The sequence below is a fragment of the Tenacibaculum pelagium genome (assembly GCF_014062345.1).
Classification (GTDB): Bacteria; Bacteroidota; Bacteroidia; order Flavobacteriales; family Flavobacteriaceae; genus Polaribacter; species Polaribacter pelagius.
The window spans coordinates 193,418-212,734 of the sequence record NZ_JACGLS010000004.1; the positions used below are offsets into that span (position 1 = coordinate 193,418).

The 19,317-nt window shown below is 29.7% G+C and carries 21 protein-coding genes; 10 read left to right on the top strand and 11 right to left on the bottom strand.

The genetic code is table 11. The annotated features are described in order from the left end of the window. Window positions 1-5 precede the first annotated feature (5 nt). Entirely contained in the window at window positions 6-404 is a 399-nt protein-coding gene (locus H3Z83_RS09865) for an ACT domain-containing protein (RefSeq protein ID WP_182125322.1), read from the bottom strand. 82 nt (window positions 405-486) lie between these two features. After that, the gene (gene trhO, locus H3Z83_RS09870; protein WP_182125323.1) at window positions 487-1,518 is read right to left on the bottom strand and encodes an oxygen-dependent tRNA uridine(34) hydroxylase TrhO; all 1,032 of its coding nucleotides are present in this window, start codon (window positions 1,516-1,518) and stop codon (window positions 487-489) included. A 206-nt stretch (window positions 1,519-1,724) separates the two neighbouring features. Here trhO and H3Z83_RS09875 point away from each other — a divergent pair, with 206 nt between their 5' ends. Together H3Z83_RS09875 and H3Z83_RS09880 are read left to right on the top strand one after the other, a co-directional pair. After that, window positions 1,725-2,732, top strand: a complete 1,008-nt coding sequence (locus H3Z83_RS09875; RefSeq protein ID WP_182125436.1) for an aspartate-semialdehyde dehydrogenase — start codon at window positions 1,725-1,727, stop codon at window positions 2,730-2,732. Between the two features lie 63 nt (window positions 2,733-2,795). Then, window positions 2,796-3,449, top strand: coding sequence for an HD domain-containing protein (locus H3Z83_RS09880; RefSeq protein WP_182125324.1), 654 nt, complete (start codon window positions 2,796-2,798; stop codon window positions 3,447-3,449). A 268-nt stretch (window positions 3,450-3,717) separates the two neighbouring features. Here the strand turns inward: H3Z83_RS09880 and H3Z83_RS09885 are convergent, their stop codons facing one another. The 6 genes from H3Z83_RS09885 to H3Z83_RS09910 form a co-directional block, all read right to left on the bottom strand. Next, window positions 3,718-4,107 carry a hypothetical protein gene (locus tag H3Z83_RS09885; RefSeq protein WP_182125325.1) on the bottom strand — a complete coding sequence of 130 codons (390 nt, stop codon included), beginning with the start codon at window positions 4,105-4,107 and terminating at the stop codon, window positions 3,718-3,720. A gap of 229 nt (window positions 4,108-4,336) precedes the next feature. Beyond that, window positions 4,337-6,052, bottom strand: a complete 1,716-nt coding sequence (locus tag H3Z83_RS09890; RefSeq protein ID WP_182125326.1) for a helix-turn-helix domain-containing protein — start codon at window positions 6,050-6,052, stop codon at window positions 4,337-4,339. Further along, the gene (locus H3Z83_RS09895) at window positions 6,053-6,835 is read right to left on the bottom strand and encodes an enoyl-CoA hydratase/isomerase family protein (RefSeq protein WP_182125327.1); all 783 of its coding nucleotides are present in this window, start codon (window positions 6,833-6,835) and stop codon (window positions 6,053-6,055) included. A gap of 4 nt (window positions 6,836-6,839) precedes the next feature. Further along, the gene (locus tag H3Z83_RS09900) at window positions 6,840-8,252 is read right to left on the bottom strand and encodes a sensor histidine kinase (RefSeq protein ID WP_182125328.1); all 1,413 of its coding nucleotides are present in this window, start codon (window positions 8,250-8,252) and stop codon (window positions 6,840-6,842) included. Between the two features lie 54 nt (window positions 8,253-8,306). Then, complete coding sequence (locus H3Z83_RS09905; protein ID WP_182125329.1) at window positions 8,307-8,768, bottom strand: hypothetical protein; 462 nt, start codon at window positions 8,766-8,768, stop codon at window positions 8,307-8,309. 2 nt (window positions 8,769-8,770) lie between these two features. Beyond that, complete coding sequence (locus tag H3Z83_RS09910) at window positions 8,771-9,922, bottom strand: DNA polymerase III subunit (protein ID WP_182125330.1); 1,152 nt, start codon at window positions 9,920-9,922, stop codon at window positions 8,771-8,773. Window positions 9,923-10,045: 123 nt separating this feature from the next. Between H3Z83_RS09910 and H3Z83_RS09915 the strand changes: the two genes are divergently transcribed. The 3 genes from H3Z83_RS09915 to H3Z83_RS09925 all read left to right on the top strand — a co-directional run bounded on the left by H3Z83_RS09915 (window position 10,046) and on the right by H3Z83_RS09925 (window position 13,077). Beyond that, window positions 10,046-10,273, top strand: coding sequence for a FeoA family protein (locus tag H3Z83_RS09915; protein WP_182125331.1), 228 nt, complete (start codon window positions 10,046-10,048; stop codon window positions 10,271-10,273). After that, a complete protein-coding gene (gene feoB / locus H3Z83_RS09920) occupies window positions 10,273-12,378 on the top strand; it encodes a ferrous iron transport protein B (protein ID WP_182125332.1) in 2,106 nt (701 codons plus the stop codon). The genes H3Z83_RS09915 and feoB overlap by 1 nt, the downstream gene beginning before the upstream one ends. 225 nt (window positions 12,379-12,603) lie before the next feature. Beyond that, a complete protein-coding gene (locus tag H3Z83_RS09925; RefSeq protein WP_182125333.1) occupies window positions 12,604-13,077 on the top strand; it encodes a DUF3575 domain-containing protein in 474 nt (157 codons plus the stop codon). A 57-nt stretch (window positions 13,078-13,134) separates the two neighbouring features. On the opposite strand, the gene H3Z83_RS09930 is transcribed toward H3Z83_RS09925, so the two are convergent. Next, window positions 13,135-13,596, bottom strand: coding sequence for a nuclear transport factor 2 family protein (locus H3Z83_RS09930; protein ID WP_182125334.1), 462 nt, complete (start codon window positions 13,594-13,596; stop codon window positions 13,135-13,137). Window positions 13,597-13,739: 143 nt separating this feature from the next. Between H3Z83_RS09930 and H3Z83_RS09935 the strand changes: the two genes are divergently transcribed. The 3 genes from H3Z83_RS09935 to hchA all read left to right on the top strand — a co-directional run bounded on the left by H3Z83_RS09935 (window position 13,740) and on the right by hchA (window position 15,936). Next, on the top strand, window positions 13,740-14,321 hold the full coding sequence (locus H3Z83_RS09935) for a Crp/Fnr family transcriptional regulator (RefSeq protein WP_182125335.1): 582 nt from the start codon (window positions 13,740-13,742) through the stop codon (window positions 14,319-14,321). A gap of 67 nt (window positions 14,322-14,388) precedes the next feature. Then, the gene (locus tag H3Z83_RS09940) at window positions 14,389-15,018 is read left to right on the top strand and encodes an NAD(P)H-dependent oxidoreductase (protein ID WP_182125336.1); all 630 of its coding nucleotides are present in this window, start codon (window positions 14,389-14,391) and stop codon (window positions 15,016-15,018) included. Between the two features lie 6 nt (window positions 15,019-15,024). Then, window positions 15,025-15,936: a glyoxalase III HchA gene (hchA, locus tag H3Z83_RS09945; RefSeq protein ID WP_182125337.1), complete on the top strand. Its 912-nt coding sequence runs from the start codon at window positions 15,025-15,027 to the stop codon at window positions 15,934-15,936. A 36-nt stretch (window positions 15,937-15,972) separates the two neighbouring features. On the opposite strand, the gene brnQ is transcribed toward hchA, so the two are convergent. Continuing rightward, window positions 15,973-17,256: a branched-chain amino acid transport system II carrier protein gene (brnQ, locus tag H3Z83_RS09950; protein WP_182125338.1), complete on the bottom strand. Its 1,284-nt coding sequence runs from the start codon at window positions 17,254-17,256 to the stop codon at window positions 15,973-15,975. Then, window positions 17,249-17,806, bottom strand: coding sequence for a hypothetical protein (locus H3Z83_RS09955; protein WP_182125339.1), 558 nt, complete (start codon window positions 17,804-17,806; stop codon window positions 17,249-17,251). Before H3Z83_RS09955 ends, brnQ begins: the two co-directional genes overlap by 8 nt. A gap of 43 nt (window positions 17,807-17,849) precedes the next feature. Here H3Z83_RS09955 and H3Z83_RS09960 point away from each other — a divergent pair, with 43 nt between their 5' ends. Together H3Z83_RS09960 and H3Z83_RS09965 are read left to right on the top strand one after the other, a co-directional pair. Further along, entirely contained in the window at window positions 17,850-18,626 is a 777-nt protein-coding gene (locus H3Z83_RS09960) for an alpha/beta fold hydrolase (RefSeq protein WP_182125340.1), read from the top strand. Between the two features lie 56 nt (window positions 18,627-18,682). Next, window positions 18,683-19,255: a hypothetical protein gene (locus H3Z83_RS09965; protein WP_182125341.1), complete on the top strand. Its 573-nt coding sequence runs from the start codon at window positions 18,683-18,685 to the stop codon at window positions 19,253-19,255. Window positions 19,256-19,317 lie beyond the last annotated feature (62 nt).

A 19,317-nucleotide genomic window follows, 5' to 3' on the forward strand; every position in this document is an offset into this window, starting at 1 on the left:
TAACTTTAAAAATTATTAGATAAGTTGATTAAAACTTGTAAAGCTTTAGTCTCATCTTTTTTATCAACAAAAATGTGGTCATGATAAAAACCAGCGATAACATTACAGCTAATATTATGTTTCGTAAGTGAAGATGAGAAAGCAGCAGTTAATCCTACTGCATCTAATGCTGAATGAATTTCTAAGGTAATCCATGAAGCAATGAAATTATAAGTAAGGTTTAGCTGGTCTGCTTTTTTACGCTCTAAAATCAATGTTATTCCTTCTTTTTCTTTGAATTGCCCAATAATATCTTCTGGGTTAATATCTTTTAAATGACTAACTGTAGTAAAAACATATTCGCCATTATTTAAATATGGTTTCATTTCTTTAATTAACGTTTGTAAATTTTTTACGCCAGACATATTTTATTGATTTTAGCTAAAATTACAGTTTTTAAACAAAAAAAGCTCTCGAAAGAGAGCTTTTAAATAGTTATTTATATAGTTAATTTTTAAATTTTAACTTTTCAGAACGTCCTTTTTTAAAGATCTTATTACTTGCATGTTTTCCTTTACGTAATGCTTTTTGATCTTCGAAAGGTAATTGAATTATTTCTTGACATTCAGTAGAACATGTATTTTCCATTTTTTCTGAACATTCATCACATTGGATAAATAATAAATGGCAACCTTCATTTGCACAATTTGTATGCTCATCACAAGCTTTTCCACATTGGTGACAATTAGAAATTACATCGTCAGTAATTCGTTCAGCTCTTCGGTGATCAAAAACAAAGTTTTTACCGATGAACTTATTTTCAATTCCTTCAGATTTAACCTGACGAGTATATTCTATAATTCCGCCCTCTAACTGGAAAACGTTTTTAAATCCTTTGTGCTTGTAATATGCAGATGCTTTTTCGCAACGAATACCACCTGTACAATACATTAATAAGTTTTTATCCTCTTTATGGTCTTTTAAATCTTCTTCAATAATATCTAAAGAATCACGAAAAGTATCAACATCTGGTGTTACTGCGCCATCAAAATGACCTATTTCACTTTCGTAATGATTACGCATATCAACACAAACCGTATTTGGGTTCGCTAACATCTCGTTAAATTCTTTTGCGTTTAAATGCACACCTTTATTAGTTACATCAAACGTATCGTCATTTAAACCATCAGCAACTATTTTGTTACGAACTTTAACCTTTAACTTTAAAAAAGATTTATTGTCTTGCTCAACAGCTACATTTAATCGGATATCTTTTAAAAAAGTAATAGCATCTAATTGATCTTTTAGCGCTAAGAAATTTTCAGAAGGAACAGATATTTGAGCATTGATTCCTTCATAAGAAACATAAGTCCTTCCTAAAACATCTAAGGCATCCCATTCAAGGAATAATTTATTTCTAAATAAAGTTGGATTTTCTATCTTGAAATATTGATAGAAAGAAATTGTTAAACGGTCTTTTCCCGCTTCGTCTATTAATTTAGCGCGTTCTTCAGCGCTTAACTTGTTGTACAGTTGCATGCTATACTTTTTTAGTTAAACAAAATATGTTGCGATTTTTTAAAATCGATGCAAATGTACTATTTTTTTGATTTTTAGTGTTTAGAATATTACTTTTTAGATAAAATGTGATGTTTTTTTAACTTTAACTAAAAATTTTAATGAAAAGAGATACAACCAATTCAAATTTTTTAAACCTTTGTACTTCAACACAAAAAAAACAAAAAATGAGAGTAGCAGTTGTAGGCGCTACCGGTATGGTAGGTAATGTAATGTTACAAATATTAGCAGAACGTAATTTTCCTGTAACAGAATTAATTCCTGTTGCATCAGAACGTTCGGTAGGAAATAAAATTGAATTTAAAGGAACCGATTATACTGTTGTTGGTTTAGCAACTGCGGTTGAAATGAAGCCAGATATCGCTTTGTTTTCAGCAGGAGGAAATACCTCGTTAGAATGGGCTCCTAAATTTGTTGAAATTGGAACTACAGTTATTGATAATTCTTCTGCTTGGAGAATGGATCCAAGTAAAAAGTTAATTGTTCCAGAAATTAATGCATCTGAGTTAACGGAAGAAGATAAAATTATAGCTAATCCTAATTGTTCTACTATACAAATGGTGTTGGCATTAGCTCCGTTGCATAAAAAATATGAAATTAATCGTTTGGTTATTTCTACGTATCAATCTATTACTGGTACAGGAGTAAAAGCAGTTCGTCAGTTAGAAAACGAAGCTAATGGGGTAGACGGAGAGAATGCTTACCCGTATCAAATTCATAAAAATGCATTACCGCATTGTGATGTTTTTGAAGAAGCTGGTTATACTAAGGAGGAATTAAAGTTAGTACGTGAAACGCATAAGATTTTAAGCGATCCAAGTATTGCAATTACAGCAACTTGTGTTCGTATTCCTGTAGTAGGAGGTCATTCAGAGGCTGTAAATATTGAGTTTGATAATCACTTTACTGTTGATGAAGTACGCAATATTTTATCTGAAACAGATGGAGTAACAGTTCAAGATAATACTGAAAACAACGAATATCCTATGCCTTTTTATTCAGAAGGAAAAGATGATGTTTTTGTTGGTAGAATTCGTAGAGATTTATCAAGAGAAAATGCTTTAAATATGTTTATTGTTTCTGATAATTTGCGAAAAGGAGCAGCTACAAATACGATTCAAATAGCTGAATATTTAGTGGAAAATAATTTAGTTAAAGCATCAGTTGTAGCTTAAATAAGAGTTTATAATAATATTAAAATCCTGTGCTTATTAGTGCAGGATTTTTATTTTTGAAATATGAATAAAGAACAGATTATACAAAACACAATAGAGTTTGTAAAAGAAACATTAAAAGGAGCAGAAGGAGGACATGATTATTTTCATGTTGAAAGAGTGTACAAAAACTCTTTGTTAATAGCTAAAAATGAAAATGTTGATGATTTTGTAGTTGCTTTAGGTGCTTTACTACATGATATAGCCGATAGTAAATTTTATAACGGAGATGAAACAGTAGGGCCAAAAAAAGCTAGAACATTTTTAGAAAAAGAAAATGTAGTTGAAGATGTAATTGTACATGTTGAGAACATCATTAAAAACATATCTTTTAAAGGAGGGAATTTTGAGCAAAAGTTTTCATCCCCAGAATTAGATGCTGTTCAAGATGCTGATCGATTAGACGCGATTGGAGCTATAGGTATTGCACGTTGTTTTAATTATGGAGGATTTAAAAACCGTGAGTTACATAACCCAGAAATACCTCCCAATTTACATATGACAAAAGAAGAGTATAAAAAGTCTACATCTCCAACGATTAATCACTTTTATGAAAAATTATTACTGTTAAAAGATAAAATGAATACTAAAGCAGGAAAAGAAATTGCAGAAGAGAGACATCAATTTATGGAAGCCTTTTTAAGTCAGTTTAAAAATGAATGGAATGGAAGTAAATAGGTGTTTTGATAAAATAAACCTAATGATTAAATTTATTTAATAAGAAAAATGCAATAATATTTGGTGATTGTTGAAATTAATATATATTTGTTTTCTGACAATAAATAAACCCCTTATTAATTGTTTTTCCCTTAAGTATAAAAAAAGCATCTAAAATTTTAGATGCTTTTTTTGATTTTTAATTACAGTATTGTTCCTATAATATTACCTACTAATTCTGCACTTTCTATAATTACTTTAATAATAACTGATATCATGTTTTTAGTTTTTATTGAATTTTTCCGTTTTTAATAATAATTGTTTCTGAGTCATCTCCGTTTATAAACTCGAGCTCTAATAAATCAACTTTATTAAAGCCTTTTATTTTTGATAATAATAAATCTTGAATTTTTTGTGCTTCTTTTTTAGCAGAAGAGAATTTACAATCTACTAATTGATACTCGCCCTTTTCGGTACTTAATCCGTTCGATCCAAATTGAACTCCTTTGGCATAAATAATTTGATTTACTTCTTTGCAATTGCAATTATCTTTTAATACTTCTGTGATTTTTTTAGATCTATCTGTACCTTTTATTGATGAAGTAACGGTATATCCAAATAACCCACCAAGACATAAAAAAAGAATCATTGTTAATATTGTTTTAGTTGTTTTTTTCATGGTTAAAAGAATTTATGTTCGTTTTGATTTCTGAAACAAATATTTAATTTAAAAAGATATATTACAAGGGAAGTAAACCCAGTTTTAGGAAAATAGGGCGTCGACAATTGTATGTAGTTGATTGTTTTTTAGTGTTTTAGATATAATTAGAAGAAGATGTCTAATTTAAAAAACAAGAAACCCTAAATTCGTAAATTTAGGGTTTGTAATGATTGTTTTAATTTAAAAACTAAGTAATTAAGTTCAGTTTTTTAATATAAACTGATGGTAATAAACCAGTTCTTCTTTTAAAGTATTTTGTAAAAGAATCAGGACTTTTATAACCAATATCTTCAGAAATAGATTGAATTGAATATGATCTAAATCGAGTATCTTCTTTTAATTTTAAAATAGCATAATTGATTCTTAAATCATTAATGTATGTATTAAAATTCTTTTGGTGATGTGCATTTATCACTTTAGATAAATAAGAAGTGTTTGTTTTAATTTTCTTAGCTACGTTATAAGAATTACATTCTTGTTTTAGATAATAGTGTTGTTCTTCAATTTTTTGTAAACCAGTTAAAATTTCATCAAATGTTTCTTTGTTAATGTCTAATGTAGATTTTTCTTCTAAAACATCATCTTTAGTATCTACCAATTTTTGTTGTTGTTCTAAAGATTCTATTTTACGTAATAATTCTTCGAATTTTTTTGTGTTTTTCTTTTTTCTTTTTGATAAGATGAATAAATATAAGAGCAATAGAATTATAACTACTGTACCTCCAATAATTAATAAACTAGTAATTTTTTGTTGTTGTTCTTTTTGAGAGTTTAAACTCTGTAATTCATTATCGTGAAATTCTTTAATTACATCGCGTTTGTTTCTTTCTAAAGCTGTTTGACTTAATACATATTTTTCAAAATATGTATTTGATTTTTCAAGATTACCATCAGCTTTATAATATTTAGCTAATTGTTTATAATCTTCAGATAAACTAAAATCTTTTGCTTCTTTTAATCTAATAAGAATTCCTTTCTTCATTAGATCTATTGCCATTTTATATTTTCCAAGTTTAGCTAGACATTTAGCATATCCATTGTAATAATATAATATCCCTTTGGCAGGGTCTAAGATGTTGGATTTGTTTTCAATAGTTTTATATTGCTCTAATGCTTCATTTAATTTGTTTTCAAAAATTAAAATTTCAGCTTTAACAATAGAATAAATTAACTCACTGTTTTTTGTATTTGTATGATAGCCCTTGTTAATACCATAATTTAAAGTAAATTTTGCCGAGTCAATTTCATTTTTAAGAAGATATGTATGAGCTAAATTTCTAACGGTTATTGAACTATTAAATTTTTTGGTTTTTTCATTTATAACTTTAGATGATTCTAGCCTTTTTAAGCCAAGCTTATAGTATTTAATAGCTTGATCATATTCTTTTATGCTAACTTTAATTTCACCTATTAAAACCGGGATTACAGCTTTGTAAAATGGTAGTTCTTCTTTCTCGGCTATATTTTTTGAAAGATTAAAATATTCTAATGCTTTTTTTTTATCCCCTAAATTAGAAAAATTATTACCTAATTGAGCATAGATTTCTACTGGCGCTATTTCAGTTCCTTTAAGCTCATTTTTTACTTTCTGTGATAGTAGATTATTGGTGAAAAATAAAAGTTCTCTATTAAAATATTTAATAGATTTATAATTCTCGTTAGCAAATTGACTTCTTCTACCTAAGTGATGAAGTGCTCGTAAAATTAAAAAAGTATCTCTTTCTTTTTCACCAGCTTTTAATAGTTTTTTTGACAGCTTAATAATTTCTAGTGGGTTAGCTTTGTAACTAACTTTACTAGAAATAGAGTCTAATAAAACAGAAGCTTTAGTACTCCTTTGCCCGAAAATCGAACAGCAAACTACCAAGTTTAATATTAATAATATTTTAATTTGAGTTTTCAATTACGTTCCTGGAAATTCTGGTTTTCTTTTTTCTAAGAAAGCTGTAGTACCTTCTTTAAAATCTTCGGTACCAAAACTGTCTCCAAATTCAGTTATTTCTGTTTCATAACCATTTACACCATCTTTAAAATTATCATTTACTGCTCTAATAGCGGCGCTAATTGCAACAGATGAGTTTCTCATAATTTTTGAAGCTAATTTCTCAGCTAAAGGCATTAGTTCTTCTTGCGCAACAACGTGATTTACTAAGCCACAATCTTTAGCTTCATCTGCTGAGATCATTCCAGCTGTCATGATTAATTCCATAGCTTTTCCTTTGCCAACTAACTGAGGTAGTCGCTGCGTACCTCCGTAACCAGGAATTACACCTAAAGAAACTTCTGGCAAGCCCATTTTTGCATTATCAGAAGCAATTCTAAAATGACTAGCCATTGCTAGTTCTAAACCTCCACCTAAGGCAAAACCGTTAACAGCTGCAATAACTGGAGTTGATAAATTTTCTACTAAATCAAATAAAGATTCTTGTCCTAATCTTGCTAATTTACCACCCTCTTCTACAGAGAAATTCGCAAACTCAGAAATATCTGCACCAGCTACGAAAGCTTTTTCACCACTACCTGTGATGATAATTACTTTCACGTTTCTATCGTCCTCTAAAGTTTTAAAAGCTGAACTTAATTCAGCAATAGTAGCTGAGTTTAATGCATTTAGTTTTTTAGGTCTGTTGATTGTGATTTTTGCTAATCCGTTAGCAATATCAACTAAAATATTTTCAAAATTCATTTGACTAAGTTTTTGGTAAAATTACGGTAAAAACAGTTCCAATTCCTTCGGTAGAAGTAAAGCTGATAGAACCATCATACGCTTCAATTATATTTTTTATCATTGGTAAGCCTAATCCCATTCCACTTGTTTTAGTGGTGAATTTAGGTTCGAAAATTAATTCTTTATTTTTATTTGTAATTCCTTTTCCGTTATCAGAAACAGTAATTTTAACGTTATTTCCTTCTGAGGCTACTTTTACTTCAATCTTAGGATTGCTTTCATCCTTTTTAATTGCTTGAGTAGCATTTTTAACAAGATTCGTTAAGATTCTAACTAATTGAGTTTTGTCTAAATTAGCGTGTATTTCTGATTCTTGTGGTATGTAATGAATATAATCTTCAGTAAAAATATCTAAAGAGTGTTTTACAACATCAACAACATCTAGTTTTTCTCTACGTTGTGTAGGCATTTTAGCAAAATCAGAAAAGGCAGAAGCGATAGAACTCATTACATCTATTTGCTGAATAAGAGTGTCGCTATATTCAGACATTTTTTCTTTGATGTCTGGATCTTTAGGGTCAAACCTTCTTTCAAAACTCTGAACAGAAAGACGCATTGGTGTTAGCGGATTCTTAATTTCATGTGCTACTTGTTTTGCCATTTCTCGCCAAGCTTGTTCACGCTCACTTTTTGCTAATCTAACAGCACTATCTTCAAGTTGATCAATCATATTATTATATGAATCTACCAAAGAGTTTATTTCTGAACTAGCCGAGTTTAATGTAATCTTTTCGTTACGCTTGTTTAAGCGTGTTTCTTTAATTTTCTCAGAAATAGTCTGGATAGATCTGGTAATATAACTTGATAAAAAGTAGGCTAAAGCAATAGCGATGATAAACATTAAAAGATATACTAAAAGTAAACGAGAAATAAACTCTCTAAGCTCTTGTTTTTGCTCTTCGTTGTCTTGTGCTATTTGTAGTTCTAATATTCCTATTCGTTTAAATCGAGTATCGTTTATATAAGTATAAGAAGATTGATAAGTAATTCCTTTTTCAGTTCTACTTTTTAGTATTTTATGATTAGAATTGTTAGCAAGCTCAGTAATTACTTCAGGAATTAAATCGGTACCTTCTTTTTTATCAAAATTATAAGGAATAGATGATTTTAAAAGATGACCATTCATGTCATAGATAGACACGGTAAGTTTATGCACATAAGCAATGTCATAAATTCTATCTTGAAAAATTTTAGCTAAATTATTAGTGGTAACAGGGTAAGTGGTTTTACGTTTTAGCTCAATTTCTATATCGTGCTTTGTGGCACTTTCTTTTCTGTTAAAACGTTGAATATTATACTCGTCAGTCTGTTCACCATATTGATAAATGGTAACTGTTACAATTAAAATAGATGCCAATAATACCAAAAGTATCATTGATAAAAAGATTCTAATTCGTAGCGATATATTGTTAAAGTTTAGCAATTTCTTTTACTCTAATCTTTTTGTTTTCATTATTAATGTGTCGTCAAACTCACCATCATTATCCCAGTCGTAAATTACTTTTCCAGAAAAACCTTCGTCAGTTTTCTTAATTGAGTACCAAGCTTGTACTTGTTTACCAAGATATGGATAATCTACATATAAACTATCTCCATTTGTTTTCCATGTTCCGCTAGTCTCACCAACTTTTTTACCATCTGGTTGTTTAAACCAAGCAGAGAATGTTCCGTCGTTTTTATAAGTTGATTGCGCTCTACCAACATTAGGTTTGCTAAAATCATCTTCGAAAACAGAGGTGCTGTCAGTTTTATTAACTGTTGGCATTTCAATTTTTATATATTCAGTTTGCCAATTACCAATCATAAAATCATTCAACGATTTTTTTTCTTGTTTACAGGCAGCAAAAAGCATTCCGAAAATAAAGGCGAAAAGTATAAGTTTTGTTTTCATAATTATGATTGAATTTTTTCTTCTTTACTATGTAAAAGACGAGTTAGTTTAATAGATAAATCTAATAAAATAATTTTAGCATTCCCGTTTCGTTCAATATGATATTGAGCGTCATTTACTTCTTTTTCAATCGTTAAAATGTTACCACTATGAACAAAAGGAGCAAATTTTTCTAATTTAAAATTTTTGGTTTTAGTTTCTAAGAAAACTAAATCTGGAGTTCCGTAGTTTAGTAATAAAGCTTGTCTAAAGAACTGCAAACAATATTGTAAAAATTGTTTTTGAGTTTCTCGCCCCGACTTAGCAATAGCATCAGACCACTCTATTAAATCTTGAATAACAGCTGCATTACCCTTAGCTTTAAAAGCTGCACGAATCCAAGTAATAAACCATTCTTCGAAAATTAAATCGTTAGAATTGTTATTTAAAATATGAAGTGCTTTGTTGTAGTTTCCTTCAGATTGATGGGCAATTTTTACAGCTTCATTCTCAGAAATACTTTCGTTTTTAACTAAAGTTGTAGCAATATCACTATCACTTAACGAAGGGAAATGTAATGCTTGACATCTAGATTTTATAGTATTTATAATTTGACCTTCATCTTCAGTAACTAATAAAAATATGGTTTTACTAGGAGGCTCTTCAATAAGTTTTAATAGTTTATTAGATGCTGCGATGTTCATTTTTTCAGCCATCCAAATAATCATCACTTTAAAGCCACCTTCGTAAGATTTTAACTGTAATTTTTTAACAATATCTTCAGCTTCATCAACACCTATTTGCCCTTGTTTATTTTCTACACCAATATGTTGTAGCCAATTAAATAAACTTCCGTAAGGCTGTTCATCAATAAAAGTTCTCCAATCGTTTAAAAACAAATTACTTACCGGATGTCTTTTTACATTATCGTTCGTAGTAACAGGAAAAGCAAAATGTAAATCGGGGTGTTGTAGTTTATTACATTTTATATTGCAAGCTTCAGCATTTGTTGAAGAATTACATAATAAATATTGAGCATAAGCAATCGCCATTGGTAAAGTACCACATCCCTCTTTTCCAATAAAAAGTTGCGCATGAGGAATTCGGTTATTTTCAGCAGATTGCTGTAAGTGTTTTTTAATATGTTCTTGCCCTATGATTTGTTCGAAAGTCATACAGCAAATATAAGATTTCATAGGCAGCCAACAACGCATAAATGAAAACTAGAGAATGATTGGGTTATATTGTTTAGAACGATTCTATTTTAGTATATTTGCAAGCTAAATCATACTTGTTTTTTGAACACAATTGCAACATTACACGTCGGAGAAAAAGGAATTATATCTGAAGAAAGCTTAGATAATATTCCTTTAAAATTGTTAGAAATGGGGTGTTTACCAGGAACAGAAGTAGAGTTACTACAAGTTGCTCCGTTAAAAGACCCAATGTATATTTGTGTAAACGGTAGTCATTTAGCAATTAGAAAAGAAACCGCTTGTCAAATTATAATTTCTAAACTTAACTGATGAGTAAACGTATTAAAGTTGCTTTAATTGGAAATCCGAATACAGGAAAAACTTCATTATTTAATCAATTAACAGGATTAAATCAAAAGGTTGGTAACTATCCTGGAGTAACCGTAGATAAAAAACAAGGGGTATGTAAATTATCAAATAATCAAACTGCGATTATTACCGACTTACCTGGCACTTATAGTATCAATCCAACATCGATAGACGAAAGTATTGTTTTAAAAACATTAATGAGTGCTCAAAAAGATGAGCAACCAGATGTAATTGTTATTGTTGCAGATATTGAGAATTTAAAGAGAAATTTATTGTTGTTTTCTCAGATTCAAGATTTAGAAACACCAACAATTTTAGCCTTAAATATGGCTGATCAATTGCAGCGAAAAGGAATTTCGATTGATATTGAAGAACTTGAAAAAGAACTACAAACGAAAGTAGTTTTAATGTCGGCAAGAAATAATGAAGGAATAGATGAATTAAAAGCTGAAATTTCTAATTATGCTTCAATAAAAACCGTTACAAATTTTAAGGAAATCTCTAAAAAAATTGATAAAAGCTATTTTGAAGAACTATCTAAGGTAAGTGATAAATTTTCAATGTATGAATTATGGATGCTGTTAACCAAACAGCATACAATATTGCTTTCTGAAGAGGAAAAAACAGCAATACATTTTTTTGGTCACGATGTTTCTCAACAGAAGAAATATCAGCATAAAGAAACGATATATAGATATCAGAAAATAAATTCAATTTTAAAGAAAACTTATAAGCTTGATAAATCAAAAGCAACGGATTTACGTAGTAAATTAGATAAAGTTTTTACCCATAAAATATTTGGTTACATTATTTTCTTTGGATTATTATTATTGATTTTTCAATCAATTTTCGATTGGGCATCAACTCCAATGGATTTTATTGATGGTTTTTTTGCTGATATTTCGATGTATACAAAAAACAACCTTCCAGCAGGAATGTTTACCGATTTACTAACGGATGGAATTATTCCAGGAATTGGTGGAGTTGTAATCTTTATTCCACAAATTGCAATTTTATTCTTGTTTATAGCCATTTTAGAAGAAACGGGTTATATGAGTAGAGTGGTGTTTTTAATGGATAAGATTATGCGTCGTTTCGGAATGAGTGGTAAAAGTGTAATTCCGTTAATTTCAGGTACCGCTTGTGCTATTCCTGCAATTATGGCGACAAGAACCATATCTAGTTGGAAAGAACGATTAATTACAATTTTAGTAACTCCATTTACTACATGTTCTGCACGATTGCCAGTATATGCAATTTTAATAGCATTGATAATTCCAGATACTAAGGTATTCGGATTCTTAAATTTACAAGGAATAACGTTATTAGGATTATATGTTTTAGGATTTTTAGCAGCTATAATAGCCGCTTATATTTTACATAAAACTTTAAAAATAAAAAGCAATTCGTTTTTTGTAATCGAGATGCCAAACTATAAGGTGCCGTCAGTAAAAAATGTGCTTTTAGATGTTTTAGAAAAAACGAAAGCATTTGTTTTTGGAGCGGGAAAAATCATATTAGCTATTTCTATTGTATTATGGTTTTTAGCATCACACGGACCATCATCATTTAAAGATGCTGAAAGAAATGTGGTTGAGAATGTTGCAAACCAAGGATTATCTGAAAATGAATTGGCACAAAAAGTAGCTTCAGCTAAATTAGAAAAATCGTATATTGGAATAGCAGGAAAAACTATTGAACCAGTAGTAAAACCTTTAGGCTATGATTGGAAAATAGGAATTGGTTTAATAGCATCATTTGCTGCTCGCGAAGTTTTTATTGGTACACTAGCTACTATTTATAGTGTAGAAAATAATGATGAAGATACATCAACCATAAAAGAAAAAATGGCATCAGAAATTAACCCAGTTACAGGAGAGAAGCGATTTAATTTTGCAACAGGTATTTCATTGTTATTATTTTATGCTTTTGCAATGCAATGTATGGCAACATTAGCCATTGTAAAACGTGAAACAAAAAGCTGGAAATGGCCAGTAATACAGTTGGTAGGTATGGGAGCTTTAGCATATTTATCGGCGTTTATAGCATATCAATTTTTAAAATAATGCAAGAGGTTATTACATATACAGTAGTCGTTTTAGCAGTTGTTTTTTTAGTGAAGAAATTTGTTTTTAAAACTAAAAAAAAGACAAACTGTAATACCGATTGTAATTGCTCATAAAATTAAAAGAAAAAGTTACTTTTGTTTGTATCACATTTTACAATTAATGTAGTTTTGTGGTACTATAATTGATATTGAACTCAAGTTATAATCGATTAAAAAATTTTACATGAAAAAAATACTTTTAGTAGCTGTAGTTTTTATCAGCTCATTTACTCAAGCGCAACAAGAAGTTAAGGTTGATTTATTAGATGCATTAGCGTTTAAAACAATGGAATTTTCTTACGAGTACTATACTAGCGAAAGTTCATCTGTAGGTGTTTCAGCGTTATTTAATTTTGAGAAAAAATCTGCTGATTTTAAATACAATGAAGAACGCATGATTACTCCTTATTTCCGTCACTACTTTACTAATAATGGAACTTGGAATTATTTCGGAGAAGTTTTCTTAGGAATTAACACTGGAGAAAAAGATGATGTAGAGTATACTGATGGTGCTTTAGGAATCGCAATAGGTTCTAAATACGTTTCATCTGGTGGATTTGTTGTTGGTGTTTACGGAGGTTTAGGTAGAAATATGTTTTCTTCTAATTCAAGAAGCATTGTACCAAGAGTAGGAATTAACTTAGGTTATAGATTTTAATTCATTTCCTATTTCAAAATATAAATACCCTAACAAATTTGTTAGGGTATTTTTTTATTAATCTTTTAGGGAGAATCTTGGTTTGGATTGCCAAATAATATTGATGGACTTCCATCCGTCTTTAGTTTTTACCATATTTAAATAATCAATTCCCCATACTGCAGTAACTTTTGCTACAGCAATTTTATCCGAAACTTCTAAAACAGTTACTTCTCTAATTGATTTTTCATTGGCTCTATTTCCTTTTGCATTCCAACGTTTTGCCAAAGCAATTAATTTATCAAAAGGCATTTCAGATTTGTCAGAAAATTTCCCTTTCTTTTTGTCGAACCACCACCCAACTTTTCTAACGTTTTTATGAACACTATTGTAGGCTAAAGTAGTGTCGGCTTTATAAAAAGTATCAATATAATTATAAGCTGCTTGTTTAACATCTTTAATTGCTTGCTCTTTTTCTTGTGCAGCTAATTGAAATTGAACAGTAAAAAGTAGAATGATTAAATAATATAAAGCTTTCATGATTGACTGATTTCGTTAAAAATACGCAATCTTTTGATTTTTAGATGTTAATAGATTCTTAAACCATTATTTTTTCAATTAGACATTTATAATGATTTAAACTTTTATGAATTGAGTATATTTAAAGAATTAAACGAAACTAAGTGAGCGAAATTTTACTTCAAGTTTTTAAGGGAACTTTATTTACTAAAAAAGAAGAACAGCTTATTTTAAATAAGCTAAAAAGAAAAACTTTGAAGAAAGGAGAATTTCTTTTAAAAGCAGATGAGAAGGTTAAAGATTTACATTTTATAGAAGAGGGTTGTTTACGAACTTATTTTATAGATTCTTCAGGAAAAGAACATACGCTTCAATTTGCAATTAATGGATGGTGGATAAGTGACTACATTGCGCTATTTGGAAAAGAAAAAACCAAATCAGTATCTTATATAGAGTGTATAAAAGAATCTGTTTTATATAAAATATCAAAAGAAGATTTTGACGACTTATGTAATGAAATTCCTAAAATCAGTAACTTTCATATTAAAAATTTAGAATCTGCATTTGCAGCTTTTCAAAGAAGAATTCTAGAGAACTTAACATTTTCAGCGAAACAACGTTATCTAAATTTTATAAAAACCTATCCTAATATAGAGCAAAATGTAAAAAATTATCACATCGCCTCTTATTTGGGAATTACAAATGAAAGTTTAAGTAGAATTCGAAAAGAAATAGCAAACGAGTAATTTCTTACCATACATCAATTTTTTAGAGTAATCTGAAGACTAAATTTGTACTTTCAAAAATAAACAAATGAGTTTTTTAGATAAATTAAATGAACGTTATGCTACTAAGGCTATGAATGGCAAAGTAGTTCCAGAAAAGAAAATAGATAATATTTTAGAAGCTATAAGGTTAGCACCAACCTCAAGTGGATTGCAACCTTTTGAGGTTTTTGTAGTAACTAATGATGAAACTAAAGCAAGTATTAGAGAAATTGCTTGGAATCAACCACAAGTAACAGATTGTTCTCATTTATTGGTTTTCGCAGCTTGGGATAACTACACAGAAGACCGAATAAATAACATGTTCAATTTAACAAACGAGATTCGTGGATTTAAAAATGAAGGCTGGGAAAATTACCGACAAAAGTTATTGGCAGGGTATCCACCACGTGATGCTGAGGTGAATTTTGAACATGCAGCTCGTCAAACCTATATTGCTTTTATGGCAGCAATTACACAAGCAGCTTATGAAGGAGTTGACAGTACACCCATGGAAGGTTTTGATCCAACTGCATTAGATAAAATTTTAGGGTTACGAGAAAAAGGATTACGTAGCACTTTATTACTACCTTTAGGGTATAGAAATGCAGATAAAGATTGGTTAGTAAACTTGGTAAAAGTTAGAAAACCAATGAAAGAATTAGTAACTTTTATATAAAAAATTATGATTAAAAAAATAGTATTAGGGTTCGTAACATTATTAGTAATTGCATTTATAGCCATTTATTTTGCGGCTAAACCAACTCAAGTAGAAGATGGAGCATATATTCCTTCTCCGTTAGCTTTAAAATTAGCAACATCTCCAACTACAGATTTTGACAACACTGTTTATGAAAATAAACACACAGGAAACCAAAAAGTATTGATGATTTGTACTGAAGAAAGAAATATGACCATGGCAAACGGTAAGAAGTTTTCAACAGGAAACCATCCTGTAGAAATGTTGTTGCCAGTACTGCATTTAAAAAATGCAGGTTTTGATGTTGAGGTTGTTACACCAACAGGTAAATCAGCAGCAATAGAAATGTGGGCAATACCAGAAGAAGATAAAAATGTAAAAGCTATTTTTAAAGAATTCAAAAATAAATTTGAAAAACCAAGAAGTTTAAAGGATTTCGTGAATACCACAATGAATGACAGCATTAATAATTATGCAGCAATTTTTATTCCTGGAGGTCATGGTGCAATGTTAGGTTTACCAGATAATAAAGATGTAAATAAGGTGTTGCAATGGTCGCATAATAGTGATATGTATACACTTGCTATTTGCCACGGTCCAGCAGCTTTATTAGCTGGGAATATAGATGGAAACAAAGAAGATTTTATTTATAAAGGATATAAAATAGCCGCTTTTCCTGATGCAGTAGATGAGCAAACTCCAATGATTGGTTATATGCCTGGGAGCATGCCTTGGAAATATGGCGAAAAATTAAACGATTTAGGAGTTACTATTATTAATGAAGAGGCTGATGCAACTGTACATATAGATAGAAAATTAATTACTGGAGCAAGCCCATTAGCGGCAAATGCTTTTGGTAAATTAGCTGCTACTGAATTATTGAAAGCAGAAAAATAAAGGGTAACCTTTTATTAAGGGTATAAAAATAGCAGTTTAGCTTTTAGTTAAACTGCTATTTTTTTGAATTAAATTAGCAATAATAAAACTCAAAATAGCTGGCAAAACCCATCCTAAATGATAGTTAGCTAATGGGATTAAATCTTTAATTCCAGTTAAACTTTCTTTAGAAACAATAAACCCTAAAAAGTCAGGGATACTAAAAATAAAAGTAATTAAAATAACTGCTTTAAAAACTAGTGCAGAAGCCCATTTTTTAGGAATAACATTTAGTAATATTAAAACAATAGTTATTGGGTAAATAAACATTAGAGCAGGTAAGGCAATATTAATAATATAATGCACGTCGAATTGTCCCATAACTACACCTAAAACACAACCAACAATAGCAGTTACTAAATAAGCATTTTTTGAGTTTTTAAGTAACCCTTTAAAATAATCAGCGGTTCCAGTTATAATACCTACTGCAGTAGTAAAGCAGGCTAAGGCAACTAAAATACTTAAAAAAACAGTGCCGATATTTCCAAGAGTTTGTGTGCTTAAGCTAGATAAAACATCCGTTCTTGTTGCTTTTTCAGTAAAAGTAGAGCTAAATAATGCTCCGTTATAGATTAACCCTGTGTAAATAATAAGTAACCCTAAACCAGCGATAAATCCGGCTTTGGTTATGAGTTCTTTTTTCTGTTCGAAAGAGGTTGATTTATTAAAGTTCATTGAAATTACTAAAACTCCTCCAACAACAACAGCTCCAATAGCATCAAAGGTTTGATATCCTTCTAGTATTCCGTCAATAAACGGCGTTTTAAAAATTGATGGAGTTATTGTTTCGGTAGCAGAAAACATTCCAATAAAAATAATAGCTAATAGAATGATAATGATAAGTGGAGTTAAAAAGCGGCCTAATAAACTCAAAACTTTAGTTCTGTTCATTACAAAAATAAATACGAGCATAAAATAGAGTGTGCTAGTTACTAAAGAACTAACATCAAAATAAGGTTGAATGGCCATTTCATGGGTAACCGAAGCAGTTCTAGGTGCTGGTAAAGCTATAGAAATAACATAAACAATTAAGCAATAAGTAGTACTAAATATTGGCGAAACCTTTTTACCAAAATCATACATGGTTCCTTGTAATCTAGCATGTGCTAATATTCCTAAAATAGGTATAATTACAGCGGTAAGAAAGAACCCTAAAGTTACTAAAGACCAACTATATCCAGCATTTTTACCTAAAAATGGAGGTAGTATTAAATTTCCTGCCCCAAAGAACATAGAAAAAAGAGCAAATCCTGTGATGAATATATCTTTAGTTTTATTCATTTTTAATGAATTTTTGAATTAGAAAATAGCAGAAATTTATAAAAATGTATGCTATTCCGGTAATTATTAAAACAAATTTTATCGATGCAAAATAATAGGCTGTCGATGTCCAAAATTGATCGATATTACCTAAAAGTAATTGTATTAATCCAACATTTTCTATCGCATCAAATAAGGCTGTGAAAAACTGTGCAAAAATGATGTATACTCCCACTTTATAAAAAGGATGATTACTCCATAATTTTTGATTTAATTTATGGATTAATACCGCAATTAAAGAAGGATATAATAACATAAATAGATAGTCTAAACCTAAACTGAGTCCAGCGCTAATTTTTGATTTTAAATCCCAAGAATTTAAGATAGCTTTCGAGTCTTCAACATCACTTGCTAGCTCGAAAGAAATGATTCCGTTTTTACAAATGTCATTTGTCAGAAAACTATCGAAATAAATCATAAAACAACCAACCACAATAGTTGTAAAAAGAATAAGAAAAGTAAAACTTTTTTCAGCTTTTTTAGATAGATAAGAAAACGGAGAGGTTAACATGAATTTAGAGTAAAAACTAGCGAAAGATACATATTTTTGTAAGATGCAAAACTTTATCAATTATAAAAATAGTAAAATAGCGTATTCAGATGTTGGAAAGGGAAGTGCTATAGTTTTACTACATGGGTTTTTAGAAAACTCCACAATGTGGAAGGATATTGTTTTTGAGCTATCTAAAAGAAATCGTGTGATTTGTATCGATTTATTAGGTCATGGAAATACAGAATGTATAGGATATGTACATTCTATGGATGATATGGCCGAAGCTGTAAAAGAGGTTTTAAACAGCTTGAGGATTCGTCGGTCAATTTTTATTGGGCATTCTATGGGAGGCTACGTTGCTTTAGCATTTGCAGAGAAATATCTTAAAAATGTAAAAGGTTTATGCTTGCTAAATTCTACCGCTCAAGCTGATAATGAAGAACGAAAGGAACTTAGAAAAAGAGCTTGTGATATGGCTCAGAAAAATCACGAGCCTTTAATAAAAATGTCAATTACGAATTTATTCTCAGAGAATAAACGATTAGAATTAATTGAAGAGATAGAGCAAGTAAAAAACGAAGCTTTAAAAGTATCCGTTAGAGGTTATATAGCTGCGAATGAAGGAATGCGTTTACGAGGTAACAAAGAAGTTGTATTAAAATCAATTGAAAAAAGATTAATAGTTCTTGGAAAAAAGGACCCAGTATTAAATTACGAATCAATTATTGATGAAGCTAAAAGAACAAATACACCTTTAGTAGAGCTACCAAATGGACACATGAGTTATCTAGAAGATAAAGACGAAACGATTAAAATATTGAGAGCTTTTGTAAAGTAATAATGGCATAAAAATTGTTGAACTGTAGCTTAAATTTTAAAACTAAATATTAAGCTATGAAAAAGAAATTACTACTATTATTTGTTACGATTTTCACATTATCATTTTCTGCTTTTTCGCAAGAAGAACCAGAATTACAATCAATGTTTAAGACTGATTTTAATTTTGCAGGTTTAGGTTTGTCTTACGAAGTACCGATAGCAAAAGAATGGACAATTGATTTAAGTGCTGGTGTCGGAGCATCTGCAAATGTAAGAAGCTCTTACGAAGTTAGATGGGACTTAAATAGATCTCCTTCCGCTTATTTTAAATCAGAAGTAAAATATAATTACAATTTTAAAAAGCGTTTTAAAAAAGGGAAGAATGTTACTAATAATTCTAGTAATTATTTAGCGTTTCAAACAAAGTATATTACGTCGAGATTTGATAACGATCCATATTTATTTACAGCAAATAACGTTTTAGCAAGTGAATTTCACTGGGGGTTACAACGATCTTTAGGTGGTAATTGGTTGTTTAATTTTCATACTGGACTTGGAATTGCTAAAGACTTTGATTTAGGAAATCAGAAAAGTTTAACAAATTTGTATTTGGCGATAGGACTAAAATTCTCGTACAAACTTTTTTAAATAACAAAACTCCATCAGAATAGATGGAGTTTTTCTTTTTTGTAATTTCGCCAAAAATCAAC